Origin of the sequence: Acidovorax carolinensis (assembly GCF_002157145.1) — a bacterium.
Lineage (GTDB): Bacteria > Pseudomonadota > Gammaproteobacteria > Burkholderiales > Burkholderiaceae_C > Acidovorax > Acidovorax carolinensis.
In genome coordinates this window covers 754774-780875 of sequence record NZ_CP021361.1, presented here as the reverse complement: position 1 = coordinate 780875, position 26102 = coordinate 754774, and the positions used below count along the sequence as shown (strand labels likewise).

Annotated in this window: 24 protein-coding genes, 1 tRNA gene and 1 pseudogene; 10 read left to right on the top strand and 16 right to left on the bottom strand. The window is 65.3% G+C overall.

The window, feature by feature from the left end; translation table 11 throughout:
• Positions 1–14: 14 nt before the first annotated feature.
• Genes CBP34_RS03675 through CBP34_RS03660 form a run of 4 tightly spaced genes read right to left on the bottom strand, consistent with a single transcriptional unit; the run spans position 15 to position 1554 of the window.
• Positions 15–542: a chemotaxis protein CheW gene (locus CBP34_RS03675; protein ID WP_086911442.1), complete on the bottom strand. Its 528-nt coding sequence runs from the start codon at positions 540–542 to the stop codon at positions 15–17.
• Positions 543–557: 15 nt separating this feature from the next.
• Complete coding sequence (locus tag CBP34_RS03670) at positions 558–923, bottom strand: response regulator (protein ID WP_086911441.1); 366 nt, start codon at positions 921–923, stop codon at positions 558–560.
• Positions 923–1321, bottom strand: coding sequence for a response regulator (locus tag CBP34_RS03665; protein WP_086911440.1), 399 nt, complete (start codon positions 1319–1321; stop codon positions 923–925). The genes CBP34_RS03670 and CBP34_RS03665 overlap by 1 nt, the downstream gene beginning before the upstream one ends.
• Positions 1322–1380: 59 nt before the next feature.
• Entirely contained in the window at positions 1381–1554 is a 174-nt protein-coding gene (locus tag CBP34_RS03660; RefSeq protein ID WP_086911439.1) for a rubredoxin, read from the bottom strand.
• Between the two features lie 94 nt (positions 1555–1648).
• On the opposite strand from CBP34_RS03660, the gene thiD reads away from it, so the two are divergent.
• Both thiD and hemL read left to right on the top strand, forming a co-directional pair.
• A complete protein-coding gene (gene thiD, locus CBP34_RS03655; protein WP_086926666.1) occupies positions 1649–2599 on the top strand; it encodes a bifunctional hydroxymethylpyrimidine kinase/phosphomethylpyrimidine kinase in 951 nt (316 codons plus the stop codon).
• Positions 2583–3893, top strand: a complete 1311-nt coding sequence (hemL, locus tag CBP34_RS03650; RefSeq protein WP_094097337.1) for a glutamate-1-semialdehyde 2,1-aminomutase — start codon at positions 2583–2585, stop codon at positions 3891–3893. Before thiD ends, hemL begins: the two co-directional genes overlap by 17 nt.
• A gap of 58 nt (positions 3894–3951) precedes the next feature.
• On the opposite strand, the gene CBP34_RS03645 is transcribed toward hemL, so the two are convergent.
• The gene (locus tag CBP34_RS03645; RefSeq protein WP_094097336.1) at positions 3952–4980 is read right to left on the bottom strand and encodes an IS30 family transposase; all 1029 of its coding nucleotides are present in this window, start codon (positions 4978–4980) and stop codon (positions 3952–3954) included.
• A 196-nt stretch (positions 4981–5176) separates the two neighbouring features.
• Here CBP34_RS03645 and CBP34_RS03640 point away from each other — a divergent pair, with 196 nt between their 5' ends.
• Positions 5177–6922 (top strand): alkaline phosphatase D family protein, encoded by a 1746-nt coding sequence (locus tag CBP34_RS03640; RefSeq protein ID WP_236748501.1) that lies wholly within the window; start codon positions 5177–5179, stop codon positions 6920–6922.
• A gap of 179 nt (positions 6923–7101) precedes the next feature.
• On the opposite strand, the gene purH is transcribed toward CBP34_RS03640, so the two are convergent.
• The 4 genes from purH to CBP34_RS03620 all read right to left on the bottom strand — a co-directional run bounded on the left by purH (position 7102) and on the right by CBP34_RS03620 (position 10797).
• Complete coding sequence (gene purH / locus CBP34_RS03635) at positions 7102–8715, bottom strand: bifunctional phosphoribosylaminoimidazolecarboxamide formyltransferase/IMP cyclohydrolase (RefSeq protein WP_094097335.1); 1614 nt, start codon at positions 8713–8715, stop codon at positions 7102–7104.
• A 94-nt stretch (positions 8716–8809) separates the two neighbouring features.
• Positions 8810–9043 (bottom strand): Fis family transcriptional regulator, encoded by a 234-nt coding sequence (locus tag CBP34_RS03630; protein ID WP_086911435.1) that lies wholly within the window; start codon positions 9041–9043, stop codon positions 8810–8812.
• Positions 9040–10086 carry a tRNA dihydrouridine synthase DusB gene (gene dusB, locus CBP34_RS03625; protein WP_094097334.1) on the bottom strand — a complete coding sequence of 349 codons (1047 nt, stop codon included), beginning with the start codon at positions 10084–10086 and terminating at the stop codon, positions 9040–9042. Before dusB ends, CBP34_RS03630 begins: the two co-directional genes overlap by 4 nt.
• Before the next feature lie 156 nt (positions 10087–10242).
• Entirely contained in the window at positions 10243–10797 is a 555-nt protein-coding gene (locus tag CBP34_RS03620) for a M15 family metallopeptidase (RefSeq protein ID WP_094097333.1), read from the bottom strand.
• A 162-nt stretch (positions 10798–10959) separates the two neighbouring features.
• Between CBP34_RS03620 and CBP34_RS03615 the strand changes: the two genes are divergently transcribed.
• Positions 10960–11484, top strand: coding sequence for a YqaA family protein (locus tag CBP34_RS03615; RefSeq protein ID WP_086928615.1), 525 nt, complete (start codon positions 10960–10962; stop codon positions 11482–11484).
• Here the strand turns inward: CBP34_RS03615 and CBP34_RS03610 are convergent.
• The 7 genes from CBP34_RS03610 to CBP34_RS03580 form a co-directional block, all read right to left on the bottom strand.
• Positions 11459–13087: a bifunctional aminoglycoside phosphotransferase/ATP-binding protein gene (locus CBP34_RS03610; RefSeq protein ID WP_094097332.1), complete on the bottom strand. Its 1629-nt coding sequence runs from the start codon at positions 13085–13087 to the stop codon at positions 11459–11461. The genes CBP34_RS03615 and CBP34_RS03610 overlap by 26 nt on opposite strands.
• A gap of 14 nt (positions 13088–13101) precedes the next feature.
• Entirely contained in the window at positions 13102–14346 is a 1245-nt protein-coding gene (locus tag CBP34_RS03605; protein ID WP_335622267.1) for an efflux RND transporter periplasmic adaptor subunit, read from the bottom strand.
• 45 nt (positions 14347–14391) lie between these two features.
• Positions 14392–16770, bottom strand: coding sequence for an ABC transporter permease (locus tag CBP34_RS03600; protein ID WP_094097330.1), 2379 nt, complete (start codon positions 16768–16770; stop codon positions 14392–14394).
• A 94-nt stretch (positions 16771–16864) separates the two neighbouring features.
• Positions 16865–17620 (bottom strand): ABC transporter ATP-binding protein, encoded by a 756-nt coding sequence (locus CBP34_RS03595; protein WP_094097329.1) that lies wholly within the window; start codon positions 17618–17620, stop codon positions 16865–16867.
• A 286-nt stretch (positions 17621–17906) separates the two neighbouring features.
• Positions 17907–18461 carry an antibiotic biosynthesis monooxygenase gene (locus CBP34_RS03590; RefSeq protein WP_094097328.1) on the bottom strand — a complete coding sequence of 185 codons (555 nt, stop codon included), beginning with the start codon at positions 18459–18461 and terminating at the stop codon, positions 17907–17909.
• 8 nt (positions 18462–18469) lie between these two features.
• Positions 18470–19564, bottom strand: coding sequence for a redox-regulated ATPase YchF (gene ychF, locus CBP34_RS03585; protein ID WP_094097327.1), 1095 nt, complete (start codon positions 19562–19564; stop codon positions 18470–18472).
• A 105-nt stretch (positions 19565–19669) separates the two neighbouring features.
• On the bottom strand, positions 19670–20554 hold the full coding sequence (locus tag CBP34_RS03580) for an MOSC domain-containing protein (RefSeq protein WP_094097326.1): 885 nt from the start codon (positions 20552–20554) through the stop codon (positions 19670–19672).
• Between the two features lie 72 nt (positions 20555–20626).
• Between CBP34_RS03580 and CBP34_RS03575 the strand changes: the two are divergent.
• The 6 genes and pseudogenes from CBP34_RS03575 (at position 20627) to CBP34_RS03550 (ending at position 26050) form a co-directional block, all read left to right on the top strand.
• A pseudogene (locus CBP34_RS03575) lies at positions 20627–21759 on the top strand (FAD-dependent monooxygenase).
• A gap of 52 nt (positions 21760–21811) precedes the next feature.
• The gene (locus CBP34_RS03570; protein ID WP_086911426.1) at positions 21812–22537 is read left to right on the top strand and encodes a DsbC family protein; all 726 of its coding nucleotides are present in this window, start codon (positions 21812–21814) and stop codon (positions 22535–22537) included.
• 111 nt (positions 22538–22648) lie between these two features.
• Positions 22649–24463, top strand: coding sequence for a M61 family metallopeptidase (locus tag CBP34_RS03565; RefSeq protein ID WP_094099052.1), 1815 nt, complete (start codon positions 22649–22651; stop codon positions 24461–24463).
• Positions 24464–24556: 93 nt separating this feature from the next.
• Positions 24557–25336: an enoyl-CoA hydratase gene (locus CBP34_RS03560; protein WP_094097325.1), complete on the top strand. Its 780-nt coding sequence runs from the start codon at positions 24557–24559 to the stop codon at positions 25334–25336.
• A 24-nt stretch (positions 25337–25360) separates the two neighbouring features.
• Positions 25361–25437: transfer RNA gene (locus CBP34_RS03555), tRNA-Met, on the top strand.
• 160 nt (positions 25438–25597) lie between these two features.
• Complete coding sequence (locus CBP34_RS03550) at positions 25598–26050, top strand: hypothetical protein (RefSeq protein ID WP_167372721.1); 453 nt, start codon at positions 25598–25600, stop codon at positions 26048–26050.
• Positions 26051–26102 lie beyond the last annotated feature (52 nt).

Here is a 26102-nt window from a genome sequence, read left to right as displayed (position 1 = left end):
CCTTACAGAAATACTCAAGCACTGATGCTCAGGAAAGCATGATTTTGGGACAGGATCTGGAGATTGATCTCTTGCCAGCGAGCCCCACTCGAATCCACATAGGTAGTGCCAAAGAAGGCAGGCGCATCGTCGGCCGGAGGCTCCGACGAGACGAAGGCATCGGTGCCCCGCAACCCCGCCAGCCGATCCACCAACAGGGCGGCATTGACTTCCAGCGCTGCATTGAAAGCAAGCAGACTGGCATCGGCCAGGGATTGCTCGTTGCGCGTGGCGGTCGATCCCAGCAGACCCGCCAGATCCACCACCCCCACAAGGCCGCCACGCAGATTGGCTACGCCAAGAAACCATTTCTGGGTGTAAGGAACCCGCTGAACCGCCACCCAGGGAAAAATTTCACCCGATTGGCCCAGCGGCAACAGATAAGCCTTCCCGGCAGCTTCGACCGCCAGCCAGGAGGAAACAGACACGCCCTCGCCCTTTGCAGCCTGAAGACGGCTGGCAAGACGGGTCTGGAGCTCTCGCAGTGCTTCGCGATTGGCCATGTGCGCGCAACCGCCTTAGCTCAGCGCGTCAATCTTGGCCTGCAACTCGGCCGGATCCACCGGTTTGGTGATGTAGCCGCGTGCGCCTTGACGCATTCCCCAGACACGGTCTGTTTCCTGGTTCTTGCTGGTGCACATGATGATGGGCACATCGGCATACAGGGGATCGCGCGTAATGGCGCGGGTCAACTGGAATCCGTTTTGCCCCGGCATTACCACATCCATCAATATCAGATCAGGCTTCTCTTCGGCCAGCCGCCGAAAAGCTTCTTCGGCATTTTCAGCGGTACGCACTTGCATGCCCTTTTTCTGCAGCAAGTCGGTCAGAAACATCAACTCGGTCTTCGAGTCGTCAACGACCAGCACTTTCTGTATAGGCATTACATGGCTCCTTGTTGGGAATTGCCAAATTGCTGCACCGCCTGCAACAACTGGTCTTTGGTAAAAGGTTTGGTGAGATATTCCTGACAGCCGACCATGCGGCCGCGCGCTTTGTCAAACACGCCATCCTTGGATGACAGCATCACCACCGGAGTATCGGCAAAACGGGCATTGCGCTTGATGATGGCGCAGGTTTGATACCCGTCAAGCTTGGGCATCAGGATGTCGCAGAAAATAAGTTGCGGTTGGTAGTCATTCACCTTGGCCAAGGCATCAAAACCATCATCTGCCAGCAGGACCTCGTGCCCTCCCTGCTTGAGAAAAATCTCGGCGCTTCGGCGAATGGTATTGCTGTCATCCACCACGAGCACTTTGAAAGTTGCGCCTGTTGTAGTCAATTGTCACTGCTCCCGATGGAGAAAACAAACAACGCAGCAGCACATGGCGCTGAAGCGTCTCAAATCTGAACCAACTCGAAATCTTCTTTGCGTGCCCCACATTCAGGGCAAGTCCAGTTCATGGGAACCTGGTCCCATGGAGTATTGGGTGGAATGCCATGCTCGGGCGAACCTTGCGCCTCGTCATATATCCAACCGCAAATCAGACACATCCAAGTTTTAGAGTCGCTCACAGCTTAATTGGCCTTCACATAGAATGCAACGATTGTATCTAGTCATCACACCGGGCTGCAGCTTTCGTGCCACCCTTACCGCCGAGTCCGGCCCATGACAACACAAATCCCCCCATCCTCTGATATAGCGGACCTTGCCGATGAGGCAGCGGACGAAGCCAGTCCTGCCTGTGTGCTGGTGTTCAACGCCAGCGATCCGAGTGGCGCGGGCGGCCTCACTGCCGACATCAGCACCATCGCGTCGGTCGGCGGGCACCCGATTGCCGTTGTTACCGGCGCTTACGCCCGCGACACGGCCGAGATTTTCGATCACTTCAGCTTTGATGACGAGGCCGTCACCGAGCAGGCGCGCACCATATTGGAAGACCTGCCCGTGCAAGCCATCAAGGTGGGATTTGTAGGCAGCCCCGAAAACATCAGCGCCATTGCCGAGATCACCACCGATTACGACGAAGTGCCCGTTATCGCCTACATGCCCAACCTCTCATGGTGGCAGGATGACCTGATTGACCAGTATCTGGATGCATTCCGAGAGCTGCTGTTGCCGCAAACCTCGGTGTTGGTTGGAAACCACAGTACGCTGTGGCGCTGGCTGCTACCCGAGTGGCGCAGCGACCGCAGCCCCACCGCCCGCGACATCGCCCGGGCCGCCGCAGAAATGGGCGTGCCTTACACCCTGGTCACGGGCATTCCCTTGCCGGAACAGTTTGTCGAGAACGTGCTGGCCTCACCCCAGACCGTGCTGGGCAGTGGCAAGTTCGAACTGTTCGACGCCACGTTTTCCGGCGCGGGCGACACCCTTTCGGCCGCCCTCACGGCCCTGGTGGCCAGCGGCAACGACCTGGGCGAAGCCACCAGCGAGGCGCTGAGCTACCTGGACCGCTGCCTGGACGCCGGGTTTCGCCCCGGGATGGGCCACATCATTCCTGATCGCATGTTCTGGGCCCAGCCCGATGAAGACGATGGCGATGAAGACGACGAACCCCTTGACGAGACACAGGCCATCGAAGGCTTTGTGATGCCCCCCCATGACACCAAGCACTGACCTCAACATCCCCCTGTTCGAACGCGCCAAGGCGCTCATCCCCGGCGGCGTGAACTCGCCCGTGCGGGCCTTCAAGGCCGTCGGCGGCACGCCGCGCTTCGTGAAACGCGCCCAGGGTGCGTATTTCTGGGACGCCAACGACCAGCGCTTCATTGACTACATCGGCTCCTGGGGCCCGATGATCCTGGGCCACGGTCACCCGGCCGTGCTCGACGCCGTGCAAAAGGCCGCCCTGGAGGGCTTCAGCTTTGGCGCCCCCACCGAGCGTGAGATCGAGCTGGCCGAAGAAATCCTGGGCCTGGTGCCCTCCATGGAGATGATCCGGCTGGTCAGCTCGGGCACCGAAGCCGGCATGAGCGCAATCCGTCTGGCCCGTGGCGCCACGGGCCGCAGCAAGCTCATCAAGTTCGAGGGCTGCTACCACGGCCACGCCGATGCACTGCTGGTCAAGGCCGGCTCGGGCCTGGCCACCTTTGGCAACGCCACCAGCGCCGGCGTGCCGCCCGAAGTGGTGCAGCACACCATCGTGCTCGAATACAACAACATCCCCCAGCTCGAAGAAGCCTTCGCGCTGCATGGCAAGGAACTCGCCTGCCTGATGATCGAGCCCATCGCCGGCAACATGAACTTCGTGCGCGCCAGCGTGCCATTCATGCGCCGCTGCCGCGAGCTGTGCACCGAATATGGTGCGCTGCTGGTGCTGGACGAAGTGATGACCGGCTTTCGCGTGGCCCTGGGCAGCGCGCAAAACGTCTACGCGAAAAGCATCCCGGGCTTCAAGCCCGACATCACGGTGCTGGGCAAGGTGATTGGCGGCGGCATGCCGCTGGCGGCCTTTGGTGCTTCGCGCGCCATCATGGAAAACCTCGCGCCGATTGGCGCCGTGTACCAGGCGGGCACGCTGTCGGGCAACCCGGTGGCCACGGCCTGCGGTCTGGCCACGCTGCGCGAAATCAGGAAGCCCGGCTTTTTTGATGCCCTGTCTGCCCGCACCCGTTCGCTGGTCGATGGCCTGGCGGCAGCCGCAGCCGCCGAAGGCCTGCCCTTCAGTGCCGACTGCGAGGGCGGCATGTTCGGCTTTTTCCTGCTGCCCCAGCTGCCGCAGAACTACGCGCAGGTCCTCAAGACCGACAGCGCGCGCTTCAACCAGCTGTTCCACGGCCTGCTGGACCGGGGCGTGTACATCGCGCCCGCACTCTACGAAGCTGGCTTTGTGAGTGCCGCCCACACGGAGCAGGACATTGCCGACACCGTGGCCATTGCGCGCGACGTGTTCAAAACGCTCACAAATTGAGAGCTGCTTGCGCTTATCGAATAAGGGCGGATTCAAGTCCAAGTGCAACAAATATTCATTAATGCACTGAATCAGGCTGTAGGGTCAGCCGGGCCAAATGTTCGGCATAAACCTCAATGGGCTTGCTCCACCCCAGAGTCATCCTGGGGCGCCCATTGAGCTCATCGGCTACGGCATCCAGATACTGCTGGCTATAGCCGCTCAGATCAGTCCCCTTGGGGAAGTACTGCCGCAGCAATCCATTGGTGTTTTCGTTGGAGCCCCGCTGCCAGGGGCTGTAGGGGTCACAGAAGTACACCTTCATGCCCGTGTTCTCGGTGAGCTTGGCATGCTCTGCCATCTCACTGCCACGGTCATAGGTCAGGCTCTGGCGCATCGGGCTGGCAATGCCATTGAGCTTGTCGCTGAAGGCCTGCAGTACATGTGCCGCTGTCGCCGGGTTGGGGTGCGGCAGCTTGACCAGCACCACCAGGCGGGTCGTGCGCTCGAGCAGCGTGCCAATGGCACTGGCATTGCCTTTGCCCTTGATGAGGTCGCCCTCCCAGTGCCCGGGCAACTGACGATCCTCAATCTCGGGTGGGCGCACATGGATGCTCAGCAGGTCGGTGATTTGCCCACGCCGATCCTCGCCTTTGGAGCGCGGCCAGCGCTTGGCGCGGGCCATGCGCAAGCAGGCCACCAGCTCCTTCTTGAGCTCTCCGCGGGGCTGGGCGTAGATGCAGGTGTAGATGCTCTCGTGGGACACTTGTTTGCGCTTGTTGTCAGGGTGCAGTTTCTTCAACTGCCCAGCGATTTGCTGGGGAGACCAGTGCCGGAGCAGATAGTCGCGAACGATCTTGAACAAAGGTCCATCGCGGTGCAGTTTGGGCTGGGGACGGGCAAAGCATCTGCGCCTGTCGCTGCGTTGCTGGGCGAACTTGGAGGTGTAGGCCTTGGCGCCCGCATTGCGTTGGCATTCCCGGCTGATGGTGCTCTTGCAGCGCCCCAAGGCCCGCGCTATGGCACTGAGGCTTTGCTTTTGCTGCAGCCCCAAGGCGATCGCATGGCGTTCGCTCTCGCTCAACTGCTGGTAATTCTTCTTTGTCATCTTGACCTCAATTCTCGGTGTTGCACTTCGGAATTGAGGCCGCCAAGCGCTGCAATTCAAAAACACTCTAACTTTCTGTCTATCAACCCCGTGGCAACGCACACCGTTGCCACGGGGTTTTTGCGTTGTGCATGCGTTCACGCGCCCGTCATAACCGCCTGTCAGTCTTGGCGGTTTTGTACGGAACGCCACAACCATGAAAACTCCCGTCCGCCACACCCCCCACCCCATCCGCGACGCAGCCCCTGCCGATGAAGGCCGCCGCGTCTTCGTACGCCAGCTGGCCCTGGGCGCTACCGCGCTCGGCACCTTGCCGCTGGCCGCCTGCGGCGGCAGCGACGACGTCCCCGAGGTGCGCTTTGCCCACGGCGTGGCCAGCGGCGACCCGCTCGCCGACCGCGTGATGCTCTGGACCCGCGTCACGCCGCCTGCGGGCCACACCGCCGACATTCCGGTGCAGTGGGAGCTGGCGAGCGACGCGGCATTCACCACCGTGGTCGCCAAAGGCCAGACCACCGCCACGGCCGCCAAGGACTTCACCGTCAAGGTGGATGCCACCGGCCTCAAGCCCGCCACGGCCTACCACTACCGCTTTACCGCCTATGCCGCCCGGTCTGCCGCGGCGCGCACCCGCACGCTGGCCACGGGCAGCGTGGCACAGGTCAAGCTGGCCGTGTTCTCGTGCGCCAACTACCCGGCGGGCTACTTCAACGTGTACGCCGAAGCCGCGCGCCGCAACGACCTCGACGCCACCGTGCACCTGGGCGACTACCTGTATGAATATGGCCGCGGCGGCTATGCCTCGGCCAATGCCGAGCAGTTGGGCCGGCTGTCGCAGCCCGCCACCGAAATCCTCACGCTGGCCGACTACCGCGCACGCCACGCCCAGTACAAGACCGACCCCGACCTGCAGGCCCTGCACGCCGCCGCCCCCATGATCGCCGTGTGGGACGACCACGAAATCACCAACGACACCTGGGCCAACGGCGCCGAAAACCACCAGGCCGCCACCGAAGGCAGCTTTGCCGCACGCAAGGCGGCAGCCATGCAGGCCTACCACGAGTGGATGCCCACGCGCAACGCACAGCCCGAGCTGATCTACCGCAGCTTCAACTTCGGCAACCTGGTGGCGTTGCACATGCTGGACACCCGCGTGATCGGGCGCGACGAGCAGGCCGACTACACACGTTTCTTCACCCCCAGCGGTTTTGACGCCACCGGATTCACCGCCGCCGTGGGCGCCCCCACTCGCCAGATCCTGGGCAGCACGCAGACCCAGTGGCTGCAGCAACAGATGGCCGCATCCACCGCCACCTGGCAGGTGCTGGGCCAGCAGGTGCTGATGGGGCGCATGAATATTCCGGCGCCCATCCTGATCGAGACCATCCAGCCGGGCGCTGGCGTGACGGTGTCGCAATACGCCGCCATCGCGGCCAAAGCCCAAACGGCCCCCGCCACGCTGACCGCAGCTGAGAAAGCCATCCTGGCCCAGCCGTCGATTCCCTACAACCTCGACGCCTGGGACGGCTACCAGGCCGCCCGCGAAACCGTGCTGGGCACGGCCCGCAGCCTGGGCAAGAACCTGGTGGTGCTGTCCGGCGACACGCACAACGCCTGGGCCAATGAGCTGGCGGACATGAACGGCAATGCGGTGGGCGTGGAGTTCGCCACCTCATCGGTGTCGTCGCCGGGCTTCGAGGAATACCTGCCCAAGGAAAACCCGGCGCAGCTGGCGGGCGCGCTCCAGCAGCTGATCACCCCGCTCAAATACTGCGACACCTCGCGCCGTGGCTACATGGTGGTCACCGCCACCGCCACCGAATGCCGCGCCGACTGGGTGTATGTCAGCACCATCACCAGCCGCAACTACACCGCCAGCACCGACAAGTCACTCAAGGTGCTGGCAGGCGCCAGCGGGCGCGGGCGCATTGTGGCGGCCTGATCGGCAGCACGCAAAGAAAAAGGCGGCCCAAGCCGCCTTTTGCATTTCAATGACTGGTAGAACTGCCCAAGCCGTTGGCACAGGCGAGGCTCATGCCAGCGCACCCGCGCAAGGGCCGCCCCGCCGCGCTGGGTGCGTCCCCCTCAGGGGGATGGCGCGAAGCGACTCAGGGGGGCTACTTAGTGCCTGAAATGGCGCACGCCGCTGAACACCATGGCCACGCCGCGCTCGTTGGCCGCGTCAATCACTTCCTGGTCGCGCATGGAACCACCGGGCTGGATCACGCAGGTCGCACCTGCATCCACCACCACATCGAGGCCGTCGCGGAAGGGGAAGAACGCATCGCTCGCCACAGCCGTGCCCTGCAGGGTCAGGCCGGCGTGTTGCGCCTTGATGCTGGCGATGCGCGCCGAATCGAGGCGGCTCATCTGGCCGGCGCCCACACCCATGGTCATGCCGCCCTTGCAAAAGACGATGGCGTTGCTCTTGACGTACTTGGCCACCTTCCACGCAAACAGCAGGTCCTGCATTTCTTCCAGCGAGGGCTGCTTGGCGGTGACCACCTTCAGGTCGGTCAGCGCCAGCTCGTGGTTGTCGGCCGTCTGCAGCAGCAGGCCCGAGCCGATGCGCTTGGCGTCCATGGCGTTGCGGCCGCGTTCCCAGTCGGTTTGGCCGCCATGGGCTGCAGACGTGGCGGGTAGGGCGATTTTCATCAGGCGCACATTGGCCTTGGCCTTGAAGATCTCCAGCGCCTCGGCCGTGAAGTCCGGCGCCATCAGCACTTCCACAAACTGCTTGCTGACCTGGGCGGCCGCCGCACCATCGACCACGCGGTTGAACGCGATGATGCCGCCGAAGGCGCTGGTCGGGTCGGTCTGGAAGGCCTTGCTGTAGGCGCTCAGGGCGTCCAGGCCCACGGCCACGCCGCAGGGGTTGGCGTGCTTGACGATCACGCAGGCAGCGGCCTCGAAGCTTTTGACGCATTCCCACGCCGCATCCGCGTCGGCAATGTTGTTGTAGCTGAGCTCCTTGCCCTGCAGTTGCACGCCGGTGACCAGCGAGCCGGGCGCGGGGTGCAGGTCGCGGTACAGCGCGGCCTGCTGGTGGCTGTTTTCGCCGTAGCGCAAGTCCTGCACCTTGGTGAAGATGCCGTTGCTCTGGCCGGGGAACTGGGTGCGGGTGGGCACGTACGTTTCAGACAGTTTTTCTTCTTCAAACGTGACGGACGACAGATAGTCGCTGATGGCACCGTCGTACTGGGCGATGCGGTTGAACGCCGCCACCGACAGGGCAAAACGCAGCTTGTCGCTGAGCTTTCCGCCCGCCTTCAACTCGGCCAGCACGGCGTCGTACTGGTCGGCCGAGGTAATCACGCCAACGTCCTTCCAGTTCTTGGCGGCGCTGCGCACCATGGCGGGGCCGCCGATGTCGATGTTCTCGATGGCATCGGCCAGCGTGCAGCCCGCCTTGGCCACGGTGGCTTCAAACGGGTAGAGGTTGACCACCAGCAGGTCGATGGTGTCGATGCCGTGTTCCTTCAAAGCCGCCATGTGCTCGGGCAACTCGCGGCGGGCCAGCAGGCCGCCGTGCACCTTGGGGTGCAAAGTCTTGACGCGGCCGTCGAGCATCTCGGGGAACTGGGTGACTTCGGCCACTTCGGTCACGGGCAAGCCCTTGTCGGCCAGCAGCTTGGCGGTGCCGCCGGTGGACAGCAGCTTGATGCCCAGCGCGTGCAGGGCCTGGGCAAATTCGACGATGCCGGTCTTGTCGGAGACGGAGAGGAGTGCGTTCATGGCGTGGGTAGGAGAGTTTGAATAAAAACAGGCTCTAGCGCTTATCCATCAAGCGCAGAAAGCTACAAATAAAATAGCAAATGACACAGTCGGGTCAGAGCAGCTTGTGCTCGACCAGCTTCTTGCGCAGCGTGTTGCGGTTCAGGCCCAGCCATTCGGCGGCGCGCGACTGGTTGTTGTCGGCTTGCTGCATCACCACTTCCAGCAGCGGCTTTTCGACCAGGCGGACCACCATGCTGTACATGCTGTCGGGCGTTTCGCCGCCCAGGTCGCGAAAGTAGCCTTGCAGGCTCTCGCGCACGGATTCTTCGATGTTTTTCTTGCTCATGCTGCCATTCCCTCTTGTTCTTCTGGTTCCGCATCCACGTCACTGCGGGCGGGCAGCCGGTCCATCTGTTGCGCCAAGGCATCCAGATAATCGGCCACCGCCTGCCATTGCGTGGTGCAGTCTTCTATCGTATTGATGTGTTGCCGCAAGGCCTCGCCCCCCGGCAAGGCCCGCAGGTACCAGGCAATGTGCTTGCGCGCGCTGCGCACCCCGGTCAGTTCGCCGTACAGGCTGTAGTGGTCGTGCAGGTGATCCAGCAGCAAGCGCCGCAGCTCGGCCACCAGCGGCGGCGCCAGGTGTTCGCCCGTGGCCAGAAAGTGGTCAATCTCGCGAAAGATCCAGGGCCGGCCCTGGGCGGCGCGGCCAATCATGATGGCGTCGGCCCCGGTGGCGGCCAGCACGTCGCGCGCCTTCTCGGGCGAGGTGATGTCGCCATTGGCCACCACGGGCACATTCACCGCGGCCTTCACGGCGGCGATGGTGTCGTATTCGGCCTGGCCCTTGTAGCCCTGCTCGCGCGTGCGGCCGTGCACCGTGAGCATCTGGATGCCCACATTTTCAAACTGCCGCGCCAACGCGACGGCGTTCTTGTGCTGCTGGCACCAGCCGGTGCGCATCTTGAGCGTGACGGGCACGTTGCGCGGCGCGCAGGCCTGCACCACGGCGGCGGCAATCTCCACGGCCAGCGCCTCGTCCTGCATCAGCGCCGAACCCGCCCATTTGTTGCACACCTTCTTGGCCGGGCAGCCCATGTTGATGTCGATGATCTGCGCGCCCCGGTCCACGTTGTAGAGCGCTGCTTCGGCCATCATCTGCGCTTCGGTGCCGGCAATCTGCACGGCAATCGGCCCGGGCTCGCCCTCGTGGTTGGCGCGGCGCGAGGTCTTGAGACTGTTCCACAGGTCCTTGCGCGAGGTGACCATCTCGCTCACCGCATAGCCCGCGCCCAGCGCCTTGCACAGCTGGCGAAACGGCCGGTCCGTGACGCCCGCCATGGGGGCGACGAACAGGCGGTTCGCCAAAGGGATGTGGCCGATCTGCATGGGGGGAAAGGAATGGGCGTGCAGCGAATGCTGAAAAAGGAGGCAGCATTGTAACTGCTTAATTTTTCAGCAAATGGAATGCACGGTCACGCCAGATAGCGGAAATCAATGCCTGGATAGCCCTCCATCCACGCATGTCTTCTGACGCCAGCGGGCTCAGCGCGCAGCCAGGTCCACTTCGGCCAGCGCCGGTTGCGGTGCCGCCTTCTGGGCAAAACGCCACCAGGCATCTGGCAGGTTGTCGAACTGGTGGCGGGCCATGAGCGCACGCAACCACTGGCGGTTGTGTTGCACATCGGGCGAAAGATCCGTGTTGTGGCTGGCGGCATTGGCACTTGCCACCCCGGCGGGCGTGCCCATGTCCACCGCCTCGCCATCGGCCAGGGGGCCGCGCAGCACCTTGCTGGCACGCAAACCGTCCACCACTTGCACCTGAACGGCCAGGACACCCTGGGAGACCTGGCACGACGTCTTCAGCGCCAGCCCCTGGGCCCGCAACTCGCTGCGCACGCTCGCCACCGCAGCGCGCAGACGCTCGCCACCGGCGCAGCCATCCACCGCGGCATCCCAGGCCATGGGCGCCGGGGGCAGCGTTGGTGCGGGCACCGCGGCCTGGGGGCTGTGCACACAGGCTGCCAGCCCGATGCCGGCGGCGAGGGAGAGCCAATACCCACTGTAGGGAAATGACGGTTTTTGGGGGGTGTTGTGCATCGCAAGCCTTCCGATTTCTGCCAAGGGTTGGAGTAACCTGACGATACAAACCCTGGCGCACCCGGGCCGTGGCCGAACGGCGCAGCGCCGTGTAGGACGGCATCCTCAGGGCCGGCAGCACCTGCGCTGCCGACCTACACTTGCAGCCATATGGAAATCTGGATGCACCAGTTGCTTGAATGGCTGGCCTTGCCGCAATTCGGCCTGGGCACGGTCTTTGTCGTGTCATTCATCTCGGCCACGCTGCTGCCCATGGGCTCGGAGCCGGCGGTGTTCGGTCTCATCAAGCTCAACCCCGACCTGTACTGGCCTGCTATTGCCGTGGCCACGCTGGGCAACACCCTGGGCGGCGGCGTGAGCTGGTGGATGGGGCTGGGCGCGCACCGCGCCTGGGATGCGGCCCGGCGCCACCGGCGTGCCGGCCACCCCCCCGACGCCGATGCCAAACCGGCGCGCGAGCTCAGCCGCACCGAGCGCCGCGCTCGCATCTGGCTGCGCAAATGGGGGGCCAAGACCTGTTTGCTGAGCTGGCTGCCCGTGGTGGGCGACCCGCTGTGCGCCGTGGCGGGGTGGCTCAAGCTGCCGTTCTGGCCTTGCCTGGCCTACATGGCGGTGGGCAAGTTCTTTCGCTACCTGCTCATGACCAGCGTGCTGCTGTATTTCATGCCGGGCCAACTGGCGATGTAACCGGTGCCCCCGCATCGCCTGGCGGCAGCAACACACTCCAGTCCACCGGCCGGGTGGTGTCCACATGCACCGTCAGCGCCTCTTCGGCAGGCGAGAGCGGCTGGGCAGCCGCCCATTGCGCTTCCAGCACCTGCACCGAGGCCTCTGACGCATCGCCACCTGCCCGTTGGCGGCTGCGCACCCGCTCGCGCAGCACCGCCAAGGGCGCCTCGAACGACAAAATGCGGCACCGCACCTGCGCTTGCGCCGCCAGTGCCATGAAGCGCTGGCGCATGGCGGGGTTCAGGAACGTGGCATCCACCAGCACAGTGTGGCCCGCACCCAGCGCCCAGCGGGCTGCCTGCGCCAGGGCCTCGTGGGTGCGCTGCGAGGCCTCGGCCGTATAGATGCCGCCCGGCACAGCCGCGCTCGACGCCTGCGGCGCCAGCCCGAACAGCCGCTTGCGCTCCACATCGGCGCGCACGCGCACCACGCCGCGCTCGGCAACCAGCGTCTGCGACTGCGTGCTCTTGCCCGCACCCGAAAACCCGTGGGCGAGCCACAGTTCGACCGTGCGGGGCTGGATGAAGCGCAGTGCCAGGGCCAGATAGCGCTGCAGCTCCCGCAGGCTGGCCGCGTGCTCCGGGCCCGCCACCTGCGCGAGACGCATGCCCGCCACGCGGGCGCGCACCAGGGCGCGGTACACGCGGTAGTACTGCAGCACCTGCAGGCCGGCGTAGTCGCCCGTGTGCTCCAGCCAGGCATTGAGAAAGCGCCAGGCCAGGTCTGCGCGGCCGCGCGCCTCCAGGTCCATGGCCAGAAAGGCGATGTCGGCCACGCAGTCGATCCAGCGCAGCGCCGGGTTGAACTCGATCGCATCGAACAGCTGTGGCTGCCCGTCGATCAGCACCAGATTGGCCAGGTGCAGGTCGCCATGGCATTCGCGCACCCGCCCGGACTGCAGGCGCTGCTGAAACACCGGCCCCAGCGCAGCGCCCTGCGCGGCACACCACTGCGCCACCTGGCGCAGCGCGGGGCCCATCTCGGGCAGGGCCTGCGCCACCAGCGGCTGCAGCGCCGCCAGGCAATCCTGCACCGGCGCCAGCACCGCCGGGGCCGTGCCCCAGCCTTGCTCGGGCGTGGCCACCGCGGCCCCGGCATGGAACTGCGCCACATGCTGCGCCAGGGCGTCGATATGGCTGGGCAGCAGGCTCTGCTGCTCCAGCAGGTGGCTGAGCAGCGCCTCCTGCGCAAAGCGGCGCATGCGCACGGCGGGCTCCGCGTCCGCCGGTGCCACGTCGGCGCTCTGCAACCGCATGCGGCCCGGCTGGCTGCTCAGCGCCACCAGACCCAGGTACAGCGCCGGCGCAGTGCGGCGGTTGATGCGCAGCTCTTCCTCGCAGGCGGCGCGCCGCAGCGCGGGGGTGCTGAAATCCAGAAAATCCAGTTTCAGGGGTTTCTTGAATTTGTAGACAAAATCACCCGCCAGCAACAGCCAGGAGATATGGGTTTCGATCCACTCCACGGTGCCGGTGGGGTGGCCAAAAGCCTCGGGGCTGCGCTGCAACTGGCGCAGGCGCTGCTCGGCGGCGCAATAGGCTTCGGCAAGAGATTCAGGATGCATGGGCCAAGGCTCCGTCAGGGGGTGCGCACCGTGACGCGGGCGCCATCAACCAGCGCTGCGGGCGGGTACACCACCACCTGCGCGCCCGCTTGCAGCCCCTCTTTCACCCAGGCGTGCGTGCTGCCACGCGCCTCCAGCACCACCGGCGTGCGCCGTGCCCGGCCCCCATCGACCACAAACACCGCCATGCGCGGCGCGGCGGCCTCCGCCATGGGGGCCGATGCGGCAGCGTCGCTGCCGGGCAGCGGGAACAGCGCGCTCACGGGTACCAGGGTGGCGTCCGGCGCCTCGCGGGTAAGCACGCGCGCCACCACCCGATAGCCGTCACCCAGCGCCGCCCACTGCGCCGGCGGGCTGGTCAGGTCAATCAACACATTCACGCGCTGCTCTTCCACCCCCAACGCCGACACCTTGGTGAACGCCGCCGGCTCCACGCTGCGCACGCGCCCCTGCAACACGCCCGGCCCGCCCCAGCGCTCGATGCGCACGGGGCTGCCCGGGCGCACCTGCAAGGCGTCGGTGGACAGCAGCGGGGCCACCACTTCGAGCTGCGCGGTGTCACCCACCTCGACCAGCACGGTGCCCAGCGCAACCACGCCCTCGCTGACCTGCGCCACGCGCAGCACGCGGCCAGCCACGGGGGCCAGCACCTCGAAAGCCTTGTCAGCTGGTGCGCTGCCGGGGCGCTGCACCACGTCCAGCGCCGCGCGGGCCTGGGCCAGATCGGCGCGGGCCACCTGCTGGTCTTGCAGCGCGGCGTCGGTGTCCTTTTCGGCTGCCTGCAGCGCCAGGCGCTCGGTATCGAGCCGCGTGGGGGCCACAAAGCCCTGCTGCGCCAGCTGTTCGCTGCGGCGCAGGTCGTTGCGGGCCTGATCCTGTGCCACCCTGCTGCGCTCAATGCGCACAGCGGCGCGCTGCAGATTGGCCTGGGCGGCGGTGACGCGGGCCTGCTGCTCGCGCAGGCTGCGCTCGTCCAGCAAGGCGGGCATGGCGGGGGTGATGCGCGCCACCACGTCGCCCGCCAGCACCGCGTCGCCCTCGCGCAGTGCGATGCGTGCCAGACGCCCGGCCAGCGGGGCCGAGACGCTGTAGCGGTCGCGCAGGCGGGTTTTCGCGTCTTCGTCGATGCCGGCCTCGAAGCGGCCCCGCACCACGGCAGCGGCCTCGACCTGCAGCGGCCGGGGCGCAAACGCCCACGCCAGCAGTGCGCCCAGCACCACCAGCGCGCCCACGCCCAGCATCACCGTCTTCTTTTGCATTGCCATATCCCCGTTGCTTGCATTGTCTGCATTGTTGGCCGCTGCTTATTCGCGCGTCTTGAGTGCAGCCACCATGTCCAGCCGATCGATCTGCCTGCGCACCACCAGGGCGCTGGCTACGCCCGCCACCACCACGCACAGGCCCGCCCAGGCATAGGTGCGTGCACTGATGACGACCGGAAACAGAAACTGGTCGTTCTTGAGCAGTTCCACCAGCAGGTGCACCAGCCCCCAGCCCATGGCCATGCCCAGCGGCAGCGCCAGCGCGATGCCAATCGCCAGCTCGCCCAGCAGCAACGCCGACACCTCGCCGCGCGTGAAACCCAGCACGCGCAGGCTGGCCAGCTCCCAGGTGCGCTCGGCCAGCGCAATGCGGGCGTTGTTGTAAACCACCCCCACCGCGATCACGGCCGCGAACAGCGTGAGGATGGTGCTCATGATGCGCACGTTGCGCGCGCTCACGTCCTGCATGTTGCGCAACAGCGTGGCCTTGCTGAAGGCGCCCGCCACGCGCGGCAGGGCCTTGGTGGCTTCGAGAAAACGCGCCTCCGAGCCCGGCTCCAGCGCCACATCGAACTGCGAGGCCACATCGCCCTCCTGCAGCCAGCGGTTGAGCACATCGCGCTGCACATAGGCGTTCAGCCCCATCATCTCGCGCACGGTGGCCTGCACCGGTACATACAGCGTGCGCTGGCGGCCCTCCAGCACCTCCACGCGCACCATGTCGCCCACGCGCACCCCGAGCTTGTCGGCCAGGCGGTCTGTGAGCAGCAGGCCGGCATCGGGCACGGCGCTCTGGCGGCCCTCCACGTCGATGACGCGCAACAGTTGCGCCCCCGGCGCCACGCCTTGCAGCCCCACCCGTTCGCTGCGGTGGCCATAGGCCATGCGCACCGCCACACTGCGCGTGGGCTCCACGCTTGTCACGCCGGGCAGACGCGCCAGCTGCAGGCGCGCCAGAGCGTCCACCGGCTCGGTCATCCACACATTGACATCGCTGCGCATCGCCAGGTGAAAGGTGGTGTCCACGATGTGGTCGATGGCGTCGCGAAAGAAATTGCCCATGACCACGATGGCCACCGCCGCCGCCGTGCCACCGATGGTGAGCGTGGTGCGCAGCGGCTTGCGTTCCATGTTGCGCAGGATCATGCGCAGTCCGGCCGGAATGCGGCGCACCCCCAGGCGCTCCAGCACGGTGCGGCGGTACTGGCCCGGTGCCGGCGGGCGCATGGCCTCGGCCGGGGCCAGCCGCACGGTGGCTCCGATGGCGCTGAGCGTGCCCAGCAGGGCCGTGGTGCCCGTCACCCCCGCGCCCACCAGAACCAGCCAGGGCGCAATGCGGTGTTCGAACACCGGGAAGAAAAAGAACTCGGCGTACAACCCGGTCAGCATGGTGCCCAACCAGTGGCCCAGCGCCACGCCCAGTGCCAGCCCCACCACCACGATCACGGCCACCAGCTTGAGGTAATGCCCGGCAATGGCCGCATTGGCATAGCCCAGCGCCTTGAGCGCAGCGATCTGCTCGCGTTGCGTGGCCACCAGGCGCGAGAGCACCACATGCAGCAAGAAGGCCGCCACGGCCAGAAAGATGGCGGGCAGCAAGGTGCCCATCACGCGCTGCTCCTTGATCTCGTTGTCGAGCATGGCGTGCGATGCCTGGTCCTCGCGGCCACGGGCGTCGCGGCCGCCGTAGGGCGCCAGCAGGCGCGACAGGCCATCGAGCATGGCGGGCTCTGACGCCTGCGGCGCCAGCTTCACGGCTACGCGGTTGAATGCGCCCTGCATGTCGTAGGCCGCTGCCAGCGCCTCCCGATCCACCCAGAACACACCGAAACCGCGCAGGTCGGGCATGCCCGCCAGGCCCGCAAAGATGTACTCGGGCGACAGCGCCGTGCCCACGATGCGCAGGGTGCGGCGCTTGCCGTTGACCAGCGCAATCAGCTCGTCGCCCGGGTGCAGACCGCGCACGCGGGCAAAGCCTTCGGACACCAGCGCATCAATGGCACTGTCGCTGCGGCCCTGCCCGGCGCCCGGCGGGGCCAGCGCCCGACCGCTGCGCACTGTGACCTGGTTCATGCGCGGCGGCTGGCGCAGGTCCACGCCAATCAGCTGACCAATGATGGGATCGACCACCCCGGAGATCTCCACGCGCACCACCTGTTCCACCGTCACCTGCACATCGGCCACACCGGGCACGCTGCGCAGAACCTCGGCCAGCGCCAGCGGCGCGCGCTTGACGGCGGCAAACGCATCGGCAAAGTGCCCCTGGGCATAAAACTGGTCGCGCGCCAGCGCCAGCGAATCCACCGCCGACAAGGTGGTGATGAACCCGCCCAGGCCGCTGGCCACCACCAGCGCGATGGTGAGGGCCTGGCTCCACATGCGGCGCAGGTCGCGCAGCAGTTTGCGATCGAGGGCTTTCATATTTTTTGCCGCCGGGCCGCCCCAAGGCAAAAAGCGGCCCCCTTGGGGGGCAGCGGACCACGCGCAGCGGGGAAGCGTGGGGGCGTTGTTTTCCTCACCACGACAGCTCCGATGGTGAGAGCCGGTGCGCGTTGCGCTCGATGCGCGCAATGGTGCCGTCCACCAGGTAGACCACGCGGTCAGCCATGGAAGCGATGGCGGCGTTGTGCGTGATGACCACGGCCGTTGTGCCCAGCTCGGCATTGATGCGGGCGATCACCTCCAGCACCATCTTGCCGGTCTGGTAGTCGAGCGCGCCCGTGGGCTCGTCGCACAACAGCACATCGGGGCGCTTGACGATGGCGCGGGCAATTGCCACGCGCTGCTGCTCGCCGCCCGACAGCTGCGCCGGAAAGTGGTGCTGGCGCGGCGTCAGGCCCACCAGGCCAATCGCCTCGTCGATGGGCATGGGATGCGGCGCGATGTCGGTGACCAGGGCCACGTTCTCGCGCACCGTCAGGCTGGGAATCAGGTTGTAGAACTGGAAGACAAAACCCACATGCTCGCGCCGGTAGGCTGTGAGCTCGCTCTCGCTGGCGCCGCTCAGGGCGTGGTCGGCAAAACGCACCTCGCCGCTGGTCGGCACATCCAGCCCGCCCAGGATGTTGAGCAGCGTGGATTTGCCACTGCCCGAGGCGCCCAGCAGCACCACGAACTCGCCGCGCACGATGTCCAGGTTGACACCGTGCAGCGCACGCACCTGCACCTCGCCCGTCTGGTAGGTCTTGCACAAATTGCGCGCATGGAACACCACGGCGGCATCAGACCGCGCAGGTGGCGCCAAGGGCGAGACAACAAGGGCATCGGGCATGGGTGGCAGCGCTGCGCGCCGGACATCAGGACAATGCCGCACAGTGTGGGCGGTGCTTGGTACGTGTCAACCACCCTGGGTCAAGGCAGGGGCACAAAGCGGTAGCCGCGGCACCAGCAAGCCTTACGCAATGGGCCCAGCGCGCATCCGGCCGACGGCCCAAGGTGCCACCATGGCCGCGCAGTCACTCCTGAAACAATAGCTGCAAGCGCTTATTTCATAAGCGCAAGAGGCCTATTTGACCCCTATTTCAAGCCCTGCCGCGTTTTGTTGTGGATGCTGCTGGCTACTTGGAGTCAGGGTAGAGCCACGGCTTGCACCACCGCGTCAGTTGCGGGGCCACCACCCAGGTCATCAAGCCGACCACCAGCAGCGTGATGACCAGGATGCGCAGCCATAACGGCCAAGGGGCCAGAAGATCGCCCAGCAGCAAAAACAGCACGAAAACCGTAGGAAAGATGCCCAGCCACGTCACAACGGCCACCTTCCATCGCGGTGGCGGCGCTTGCCTGGGTTCACCGCGCGGCTGGAACCAGTGCGCCAGGCCCGAAACATGCCGGATCAGGGCCTGGCCCTCGATGAAGGGGGCGGCTGCCGCCAACCCTAGGGCCCGGGCCGGCGAGTTTTGCCACGCCTCGAGGCCGGCGTCGCTGTCAAATGCCATCACGACATGGTGCAGGCTGTCGTTCACACCCTGTTCATCGCCAGGCCGAACCAGGTGCGCGCCCAGATAGCCCTTGAACGTTGCCGCAGTGGCAATGATCTGATCCATCACGCGTTCAAACTCGGCCTCACAGCCTGGCTTGACCTGGCGGCTGATCAAGACGGTGACAGCGTGCATGGCGAAGCTCAGACGTTGAACAGGAAGTTCAGCACGTCGCCGTCTTTCACCACGTATTCCTTGCCCTCTGCGCGCATCTTGCCGGCATCCTTGGCGCCTTGCTCGCCCTTGTAGGCGATGAAATCGTCAAACGCAATGGTCTGTGCCCGGATGAAGCCGCGCTCGAAGTCACCGTGGATCACCCCGGCCGCCTGGGGCGCCGTGTCGCCAATGTGGATGGTCCAGGCACGCACTTCCTTCACGCCGGCGGTGAAATAGGTCTGCAGCCCCAGCAGCTTGAAGGCACCGCGGATCAGCCGGGCCAGGCCGGGCTCGCTCTGGCCCATTTCGGCCAGGAACATATCGCGGTCTTCGTCGCTCATCTCGGCCATTTCGGCTTCCATCTTGGCGCAGATGGCCACCACGGGGGCGTTCTGGCTGGCAGCGTACTCCTTCAGGCGGTCAAGAAAGGGGTTGTTCTCGAAGCCGTCTTCACTCACGTTGCCCACGAACATCGCGGGCTTGGCCGTGATCAGGCACAGCGACTTGAGCAGGGGCTGCTCTTCCTTGGTGATTTCCACCGAGCGCGCGGGCTTGCCTTCGTTGAGGGCAGCCTGGATGCGCGTGAGCAGCGCCACCAGCTTGGCGGCGTCCTTGTCGTTGCCCGACTTGGCGGCCTTGGTGTAGCGGTTGAGCGCCTTCTCCACGGTACCCATGTCCGCCAGGCACAGCTCGGTCTGGATGACTTCAATATCGGAAATCGGGTCCACCTTGCCCGCGACGTGGATGACGTTGTCGTCTTCAAAGCAACGCACCACGTTCACGATGGCGTCGGTTTCGCGGATGTGGGCCAGGAACTGGTTGCCCAGGCCTTCGCCCTGGCTGGCGCCCGCCACCAGACCGGCAATGTCCACAAACTCGACGATGGCCGGCACGATGCGCTCGGGCTGGATAATCTCGGCCAGCTGCTGCAGGCGCGGATCGGGCACCTCCACCACGCCGACATTGGGCTCGATGGTGCAGAAGGGGTAGTTCTCGGCGGCAATGCCGGCCTTGGTCAGCGCGTTGAAGAGGGTGGACTTGCCGACGTTGGGCAGGCCCACGATGCCGCATTGGAGGCTCATGGCAGGGCTTTCTGGTGTTCTGGAGACAAACCACTGATTTTACGGGGCTGGGGCAAAGCCCCTCTGCGCGAGTCCTTCGCGCACCCCTCGCGCGCCCCGCGCAGCTCATTCGAAGCGCACATCCGCAGCAACGCGCTGCCCCACGCGCAGCACCTGCCCCACCCCCTGCCGCACGATGGCATTCATGCCGAAAGTGATGGCGCCACCGAGGCGCGCGTCCTGCCGATAGGTCTGCAGGGTGTCGGACACGGTCGGTCTGCTTTGTGCGGTGGCCGGATCGATGTTGGGGATGGGGCAGCGCGAACAGGGCTTGACGGGTTGCAGGTGCACCTCGTGCTCCCCAGCGTCCACACGCACCATGTCCACACGGTCTTCATCGTGTGCCCCGCATCCCGCCAGCACCACGTTGGGCCGAAAACGCTCCATGCCCACGCCCTCCTGCCCGGCGGCGGCCAGTCGCGCATTCAGCTCGGTCAGCGATGCTTCGCTGGTCACGAGCAACGGAAACGCATCCGCAAACTGATTGGGCGCCTCCACCCCCCGGGTCCAGTCCATGCCCGACAGGCGGCGGCAATCCGGATCAAACCGCACCAGGCGGCAGGGCTGCTCCAGAAAGTCGCTGAACCATTGCGCAGCCAGGGGGCCCATGTCCCAGGCGGGCACGGTGTCCTTCCATACCGTGACGGTAGCGGGGCCTTCCACGGCATCAATGCCCACATGCAGCGCCAGCATGCCCGGCGCGCGCAGCACCAGTTCCGAGGTTTTGAGCTCAGGGCGGATCAGCGCCATGCGGGGCAATGTGCGTTGGGTCAAAAACACCCCCTCTGCGTCGACCACCATCCAGGCACGGTCCAGGTCCAAACCGGTTTCGGTGAGCAATGCCTCCTGCACCGCGATGCCCGCGCAGGATTTGACCGGGTACACAAAAAGGCGCGAGATCGTGCCCGACAGATCGGAATCAGGAAAAGAAGTCACGCCGGGAAGCTCCATTGAGCGGCACCAGGGCCGGATGGGCCATTTTGCCCCGCCTGCCGACCGGCGCCCCCCTCCTACAATGCCGCCATGGCGAAAACCTTTGACATCTGTATCCGTGGCGCCGGCGTGGTGGGCCGCACCCTGGCCTTGCTGCTCGCCCGCGAGAGGCTGCGCGTGGCCCTGGTGGCTGGCCCCCTCCTTCGGTTGCGCCCGCGGGCGATGTGCGGGCCTATGCGCTGAATGCGGCATCGCGCCAGTTGCTCGATTCGTTGCGCAGCTGGCCCGATCCGGCCCATGCCACTGCAATTACCCAGATGCAGGTTTTTGGCGACCAGGGAGGCGCCGTGCACTTTGATGCCGCCACGCAAGGTGTTGACGCCCTGGCCTGGATTGTGGACGTGCCCGCACTCGAAGCCCGCCTGGCGGAAGCCGTGCGCTACCAGCCTCAGGTGGAAGTGGTATCCGAGCCGGTGCCGGCAGCCCTCACCGTGGTGTGCGAGGGCCGCGCCAGCCGCACCCGCAGAGAGTTTGGTGTGGCATTCGAGGTCGCCGCCTACGAACAGCACGCCATCGCCACCCGGCTGACGTGCGAACACCCGCACGGCCAGATCGCCCGCCAATGGTTTCTGCCCGACGGCATCCTGGCCTTTTTGCCACTGGACGGCGCGCAGGGGAACTCTGTGGCGGTGGTGTGGTCTGTCCTCAAGGAACAGGTGCCGCAGTTGCTGGCGCTGGCGCCGCAGGAGTTTGCCCAGCGCCTTGAGGCCGCCAGCCACGGCGCACTGGGAGCGCTGCAATTGCAGGGTGAGCGCGCCGCATGGCCCCTGCAACAGGCGCAGGCCAACCGCTGGTGCGGCGCTTTGCCGGCCCAGGGCAGCCAGGCACGCAGTTGGGTGCTGGCAGGAGATGCGGCGCACAACGTGCATCCGCTGGCCGGGCAAGGGCTGAACATGGGCTTGGCCGATGCGCAGGCCTTGGCCCGCGTGCTGCACGGGCGCGACTACTGGCGCAGCGTGGCCGACCTGCGCTTGCTGCGCAGTTACGAGCGCGAGCGCAAAGCGGCCATGCTGCCCATGGGGCTGGCCACCGACGGCCTGCAGCAGCTTTTTGCGCGTGCCGAAGGACCTTGGCAGGCACTGCGCAACTGGGGCATGAAGGGCTTTGAGCACAGCGGCCCCCTGAAGGAATGGATGGCCCGCCAGGCCATGGGAACCCACTGATACCCGCGGCTGCAAACGCAGCCGCAGCGCGACAACACTGAACGAGAAAACGATGCAATTGATTCCCACCCTGCTGGCCGCGGCCACTTTAGCCCTGAGCTTCACCGCCTCCGCCCAGGAAGCAGCCATCCGCAAAACGCTGGCGGAACGCATTCCGCAAATGGAAAAAATCGACGAAGTCCGCACCACCGCCATGCCCGGCCTGTACGAAGTGCGCATCGGCACCGACCTTTTCTACACCGACGCCAAGGGAAATTACGTCATCCAGGGCGAGCTGATCGACACCAAGGCGCGCCGCAACCTGACCGAGGACCGCATCAACAAGCTCACGGCGGTGGATTTTGCGGCGCTGCCTCTGAAGGATGCCTTCACCATCGTGCGTGGCGATGGCAAACGCAAGGTGGCGGTGTTTGAGGACCCGAATTGCGGCTATTGCAAGCGTTTCGAGCGAGACATGCAGAACGTGGACAACATCACGATCTACCTGTTTCTCTACCCCATCCTGAGCCCCGACTCGGCAGAAAAGTCCCGCAACATCTGGTGCGCGAAAGACAGGGCGACCACCTGGCACGACCTCATGCTGCGCGACAAGACGCCCAACACGGCCAGCTGCGACACCAGTGCCTTGCAGCGCAATCTCGCCTTCGGCAAAAAGTACAAGATCACCGGGACCCCCACGCTGATTTTTGCGAACGGTTCACGCGTTCCCGGCGCCATCAGCGCCCAGGATGTGGAAAAGCGCCTGGCCGAGGCCGGCAGCACCCCGAGCAGCAACTGAGTTCACGCGAGGGCTGGCCCTCGCGCCTTCTTCGAGCCCCTTCGAGCCCCGAGACCCCAGCGGGTGACGCGCACACAGGCGCCAGGCCCCGCTTTCCGCGAAGCCGCCCCCATGCCCACCACCCGCACCCCCACCACGCAGGCCCCTGTTCAATACCGCGTGGAAGCTGCCGACCTGCATGCACGCCTGTTCACCGTCACGCTCACCGTGGCGCATCCGCAGGCGCAACAGGAGCTGTCGCTTCCTGTCTGGATACCGGGCAGCTATCTCGTGCGCGAATTTTCCAAGAACCTTCAACGCCTGGATGCGCGACAAGGCCAGCGCCCCATTCCCCTGACCCAGCTCGACAAGCACCGCTGGCAAGCCACGTGCCGCACCGACCGCCCCCTGGTCCTGACCTACGAAGTGTGTGCCTACGACACCTCGGTACGCACTGCGTGGCTGGATGCCTCGCGCGGCTTTTTCAACGGCACCAGCCTGTGCCTGCGGGTGCACGGGCAGGAAGATGCCATTCATGCGCTCGACATCGCCAGCACGGCGGCCACGGCCCACTGGTCCGTCGCCACGGGCCTGACACCGAAGTCCATCGACAAGAAGGGCTTTGGGGTTTATGTAGCAAGCCACTATGACGAACTGGTGGATTGCCCGGTTGAAATGGGCACCTTCTGGAGTGGCCAATTCACTGCCTGTGGCGTGCCTCACCGCTTCGTGGTGGCCGGTGCCGCGCCTTCGTTCGACGGCAAGCGCCTGCTGGCCGACACCCAAAAGATCTGCGAGACCGCCATCCGTTTCTGGCATGGCAAGGGCAAGCCGCCCATCAAGAACTACCTGTTCATGCTCAATGCCGTTCAGGACGGCTACGGCGGCCTTGAACACCGCAACTCCACGGCCCTGATTTGCGGCCGCCGTGACCTGCCCCGCACGGGCGAGGCAGGCGCCAGCGATGGCTACACCACCCTGCTCGGACTTATCAGCCACGAATACTTCCACACCTGGAACGTCAAGCGCCTGCGGCCGGCGGAGTTTTCACGCTACGACTACAGCCAGGAAAACTACACCCAGCTGCTGTGGTTCTTCGAGGGGTTCACCAGCTATTACGACGACCTGCTGCTGCGCCGCGCGGGCCTCATTGACGATGCCACCTACCTCAAGCTGCTGGCCAAGGCCACAAACCAGGTGCTGCAGACACCGGGCCGCCATGTACAAACAGTGGCGCAGGCCAGTTTCGACGCCTGGGTGAAGTATTACCGCCAGGACGAGAACACCCCCAACGCCACGGTGAGTTACTACACCAAGGGCTCGCTGGTTGCCCTGTGCCTGGATCTGACACTGCGCCGTGAAGGCAAGACCACGCTCGACGACGTGATGCGAGCCCTGTGGAAGCGCTGCGCGGGCGGCCCCATGAGCGAGGCCGATCTGCGCGCTGAACTGGCCACGCTGGCCGGGCGGTCTTTTGACAAGGAACTGGACCAGTGGGTGCACAGCACGGCCGAGCTCCCCGTCGCCGAGCTACTGACCGCCCACGGTGTGGCACTCAAACCCGAGCAGCCCCAACTGGCCCAGCGCCTGGGCCTGCGCGTCACCGAAAACCACAGCGTACAGATCAAGACCGTGCTGCGCGGGGGGGCCGCTGACAAGGCGGGCATGGCTGCGGGTGACGAATGGCTGGGCCTGGATGTGAAAGGCCAAGGCTGGCGGATTGCCCGACTGGAGGATGTAGCGTTCTATGCCGGCCCGGCCACCCAGTTCACCGCCGTGGTGGCGCGCGATGGCCGCCTGCTACAGCTGCCACTGGCCCTGCCGGCCATTGCCCCCGCCACGTCCAAGCCGGCGGGGCAGCGCGGCCGCAAGGCACCTGCTGCAACGCCAGACACCATCAGCCTCACCGCAGCCGACAGCGCCGCAATAGGGCGCTGGCTGTCCTGAGCGGCAGCGCCACGATTGCGCGCAGCCGCCCAACCTCGCGCTTCGGTATAGTCCCCCAAGTTGTTTGAACAACCCCTCAACCCAGGAGATTTCATGGCCTACGAAACCATTGAAGTTCGCATCGAAGCGGACAAGGTTGGCGTCATCACGCTCAATCGCCCCAAGCAACTCAATGCCCTGAACGACCAGCTCATGAACGAGCTGGGCGAGATGCTCAAAACATTCGATGCCGATGAAAAAATCGGCTGCATCATCATCACGGGCAGTGAAAAGGCGTTTGCCGCCGGCGCCGACATTGGCGCCATGGCCAAGTACAGCTTTGCCGACGCCTACAAGGGCGACTACATCACCCGCAACTGGGAAACGATTCGCTCTATCCGCAAACCCGTGATTGCCGCTGTGAGCGGCTTCGCGCTGGGCGGCGGCTGCGAACTGGCCATGATGTGCGACTTCATCATCGCCGCCGACAACGCCAAGTTCGGCCAGCCTGAAATCAAGCTCGGCGTCATTCCGGGCGCGGGCGGCACGCAGCGCCTGCCGCGCGCTGTGGGCAAATCCAAAGCCATGGACATGGCCCTGACCGCGCGCATGATGGACGCCGTGGAGGCCGAACGATCCGGGCTCGTGAGCCGTGTGGTCGCCCTGGACAAACTGATGGAAGAAGCCCTGGGCGCTGCCCTGATCATTGCGAACTTCTCGCAGATCACCGTCATGGCTGCAAAGGAGTCGGTGAACCGGGCCTTTGAAAGCTCCCTGTCCGATGGCGTGATGTTCGAGCGCCGCCTGTTCCATTCGCTGTTCGCCACCCAGGACCAGAAGGAAGGTATGGATGCGTTTGTGAACAAGCGCGCGGCAAACTTCACCCACCAGTAAATTTGCCCTATAATATTGCTCTTCGGTGATATAGCTCAGTTGGTTAGAGCGCAGCATTCATAATGCTGATGTCGGTGGTTCAAATCCACCTATCACCACCAATTCAGAAGCCCGCAAACGTCACACGTTGCGGGCTTTCTCTATGGCGCAAGCTGTTTCGCCGTGCCTCTTTCGCACCTGTGGTTCGGCCCGGTGCGCCCCGCACCCAGGCAGCCGGCTAAAATCTGCCTCCTTTCCTTCCACAGCCTCTGGATACAAACCATGAACCGCTGCCGCTCCAAGCCGCTTTACGCAACCGTTTCTCTCCGCCGCTTCTGGCGCGCCCTTGCGGGGGCGCTGGGCACGGCGGCAGTGGTGCTGATCACCAGCCCCGCCGCCATGGCCCAGGTGCCTGCGGGCATGGGGATGGTGCGCAACTTTCCCGAAGCCGCGCTGCGGGGCAATCTCACCATCAACGGCACATCCGACGCCACCCTGAACGGAAACGCCATCCGCATGGCCCCTGGCATGCGGCTGCTCAGCCCCCAGAACACGCTGGTCATGGCTCATACGGTCCTGGGGCAAAGCTTCAAGGTCAACTACGTCATCGAACCCAGCACGGGCATGTTGATTTCTGCCTGGATCCTTACCAAGGCAGAGGCGAGCCAGCCGCGCAAGGGCAGCGACTCTGTTGTGCGCAACTTCCGCGCCGAGTCGGATTCGACCCAGAAATAAGCTTTGCCACCGCCGGCATGCCCGGTGGTGCGCAGTTCGCGCCACGGCGCCC

Bases quoted from the DNA above. Each gene is read 5' to 3' on its own strand.
- CBP34_RS03675 (WP_086911442.1), bottom strand. From the start codon at position 542: ATGGCCAATCGCGAAGCACTGCGAGAGCTCCAGACCCGTCTTGCCAGC.
- CBP34_RS03670 (WP_086911441.1), bottom strand. From the start codon at position 923: ATGCCTATACAGAAAGTGCTGGTCGTTGACGACTCGAAGACCGAGTTG.
- thiD (WP_086926666.1), top strand. From the start codon at position 1,649: ATGACAACACAAATCCCCCCATCCTCTGATATAGCGGACCTTGCCGAT.
- hemL (WP_094097337.1), top strand. From the start codon at position 2,583: ATGACACCAAGCACTGACCTCAACATCCCCCTGTTCGAACGCGCCAAG.
- CBP34_RS03645 (WP_094097336.1), bottom strand. From the start codon at position 4,980: ATGACAAAGAAGAATTACCAGCAGTTGAGCGAGAGCGAACGCCATGCG.
- CBP34_RS03640 (WP_236748501.1), top strand. From the start codon at position 5,177: ATGAAAACTCCCGTCCGCCACACCCCCCACCCCATCCGCGACGCAGCC.
- purH (WP_094097335.1), bottom strand. From the start codon at position 8,715: ATGAACGCACTCCTCTCCGTCTCCGACAAGACCGGCATCGTCGAATTT.
- CBP34_RS03630 (WP_086911435.1), bottom strand. From the start codon at position 9,043: ATGAGCAAGAAAAACATCGAAGAATCCGTGCGCGAGAGCCTGCAAGGC.
- dusB (WP_094097334.1), bottom strand. From the start codon at position 10,086: ATGCAGATCGGCCACATCCCTTTGGCGAACCGCCTGTTCGTCGCCCCC.
- CBP34_RS03620 (WP_094097333.1), bottom strand. From the start codon at position 10,797: ATGCACAACACCCCCCAAAAACCGTCATTTCCCTACAGTGGGTATTGG.
- CBP34_RS03615 (WP_086928615.1), top strand. From the start codon at position 10,960: ATGCACCAGTTGCTTGAATGGCTGGCCTTGCCGCAATTCGGCCTGGGC.
- CBP34_RS03610 (WP_094097332.1), bottom strand. From the start codon at position 13,087: ATGCATCCTGAATCTCTTGCCGAAGCCTATTGCGCCGCCGAGCAGCGC.
- CBP34_RS03605 (WP_335622267.1), bottom strand. From the start codon at position 14,346: ATGCAAAAGAAGACGGTGATGCTGGGCGTGGGCGCGCTGGTGGTGCTG.
- CBP34_RS03600 (WP_094097330.1), bottom strand. From the start codon at position 16,770: ATGAAAGCCCTCGATCGCAAACTGCTGCGCGACCTGCGCCGCATGTGG.
- CBP34_RS03595 (WP_094097329.1), bottom strand. From the start codon at position 17,620: ATGCCCGATGCCCTTGTTGTCTCGCCCTTGGCGCCACCTGCGCGGTCT.
- CBP34_RS03590 (WP_094097328.1), bottom strand. From the start codon at position 18,461: ATGCACGCTGTCACCGTCTTGATCAGCCGCCAGGTCAAGCCAGGCTGT.
- ychF (WP_094097327.1), bottom strand. From the start codon at position 19,564: ATGAGCCTCCAATGCGGCATCGTGGGCCTGCCCAACGTCGGCAAGTCC.
- CBP34_RS03580 (WP_094097326.1), bottom strand. From the start codon at position 20,554: ATGGAGCTTCCCGGCGTGACTTCTTTTCCTGATTCCGATCTGTCGGGC.
- CBP34_RS03570 (WP_086911426.1), top strand. From the start codon at position 21,812: ATGCAATTGATTCCCACCCTGCTGGCCGCGGCCACTTTAGCCCTGAGC.
- CBP34_RS03565 (WP_094099052.1), top strand. From the start codon at position 22,649: ATGCCCACCACCCGCACCCCCACCACGCAGGCCCCTGTTCAATACCGC.
- CBP34_RS03560 (WP_094097325.1), top strand. From the start codon at position 24,557: ATGGCCTACGAAACCATTGAAGTTCGCATCGAAGCGGACAAGGTTGGC.
- CBP34_RS03550 (WP_167372721.1), top strand. From the start codon at position 25,598: ATGAACCGCTGCCGCTCCAAGCCGCTTTACGCAACCGTTTCTCTCCGC.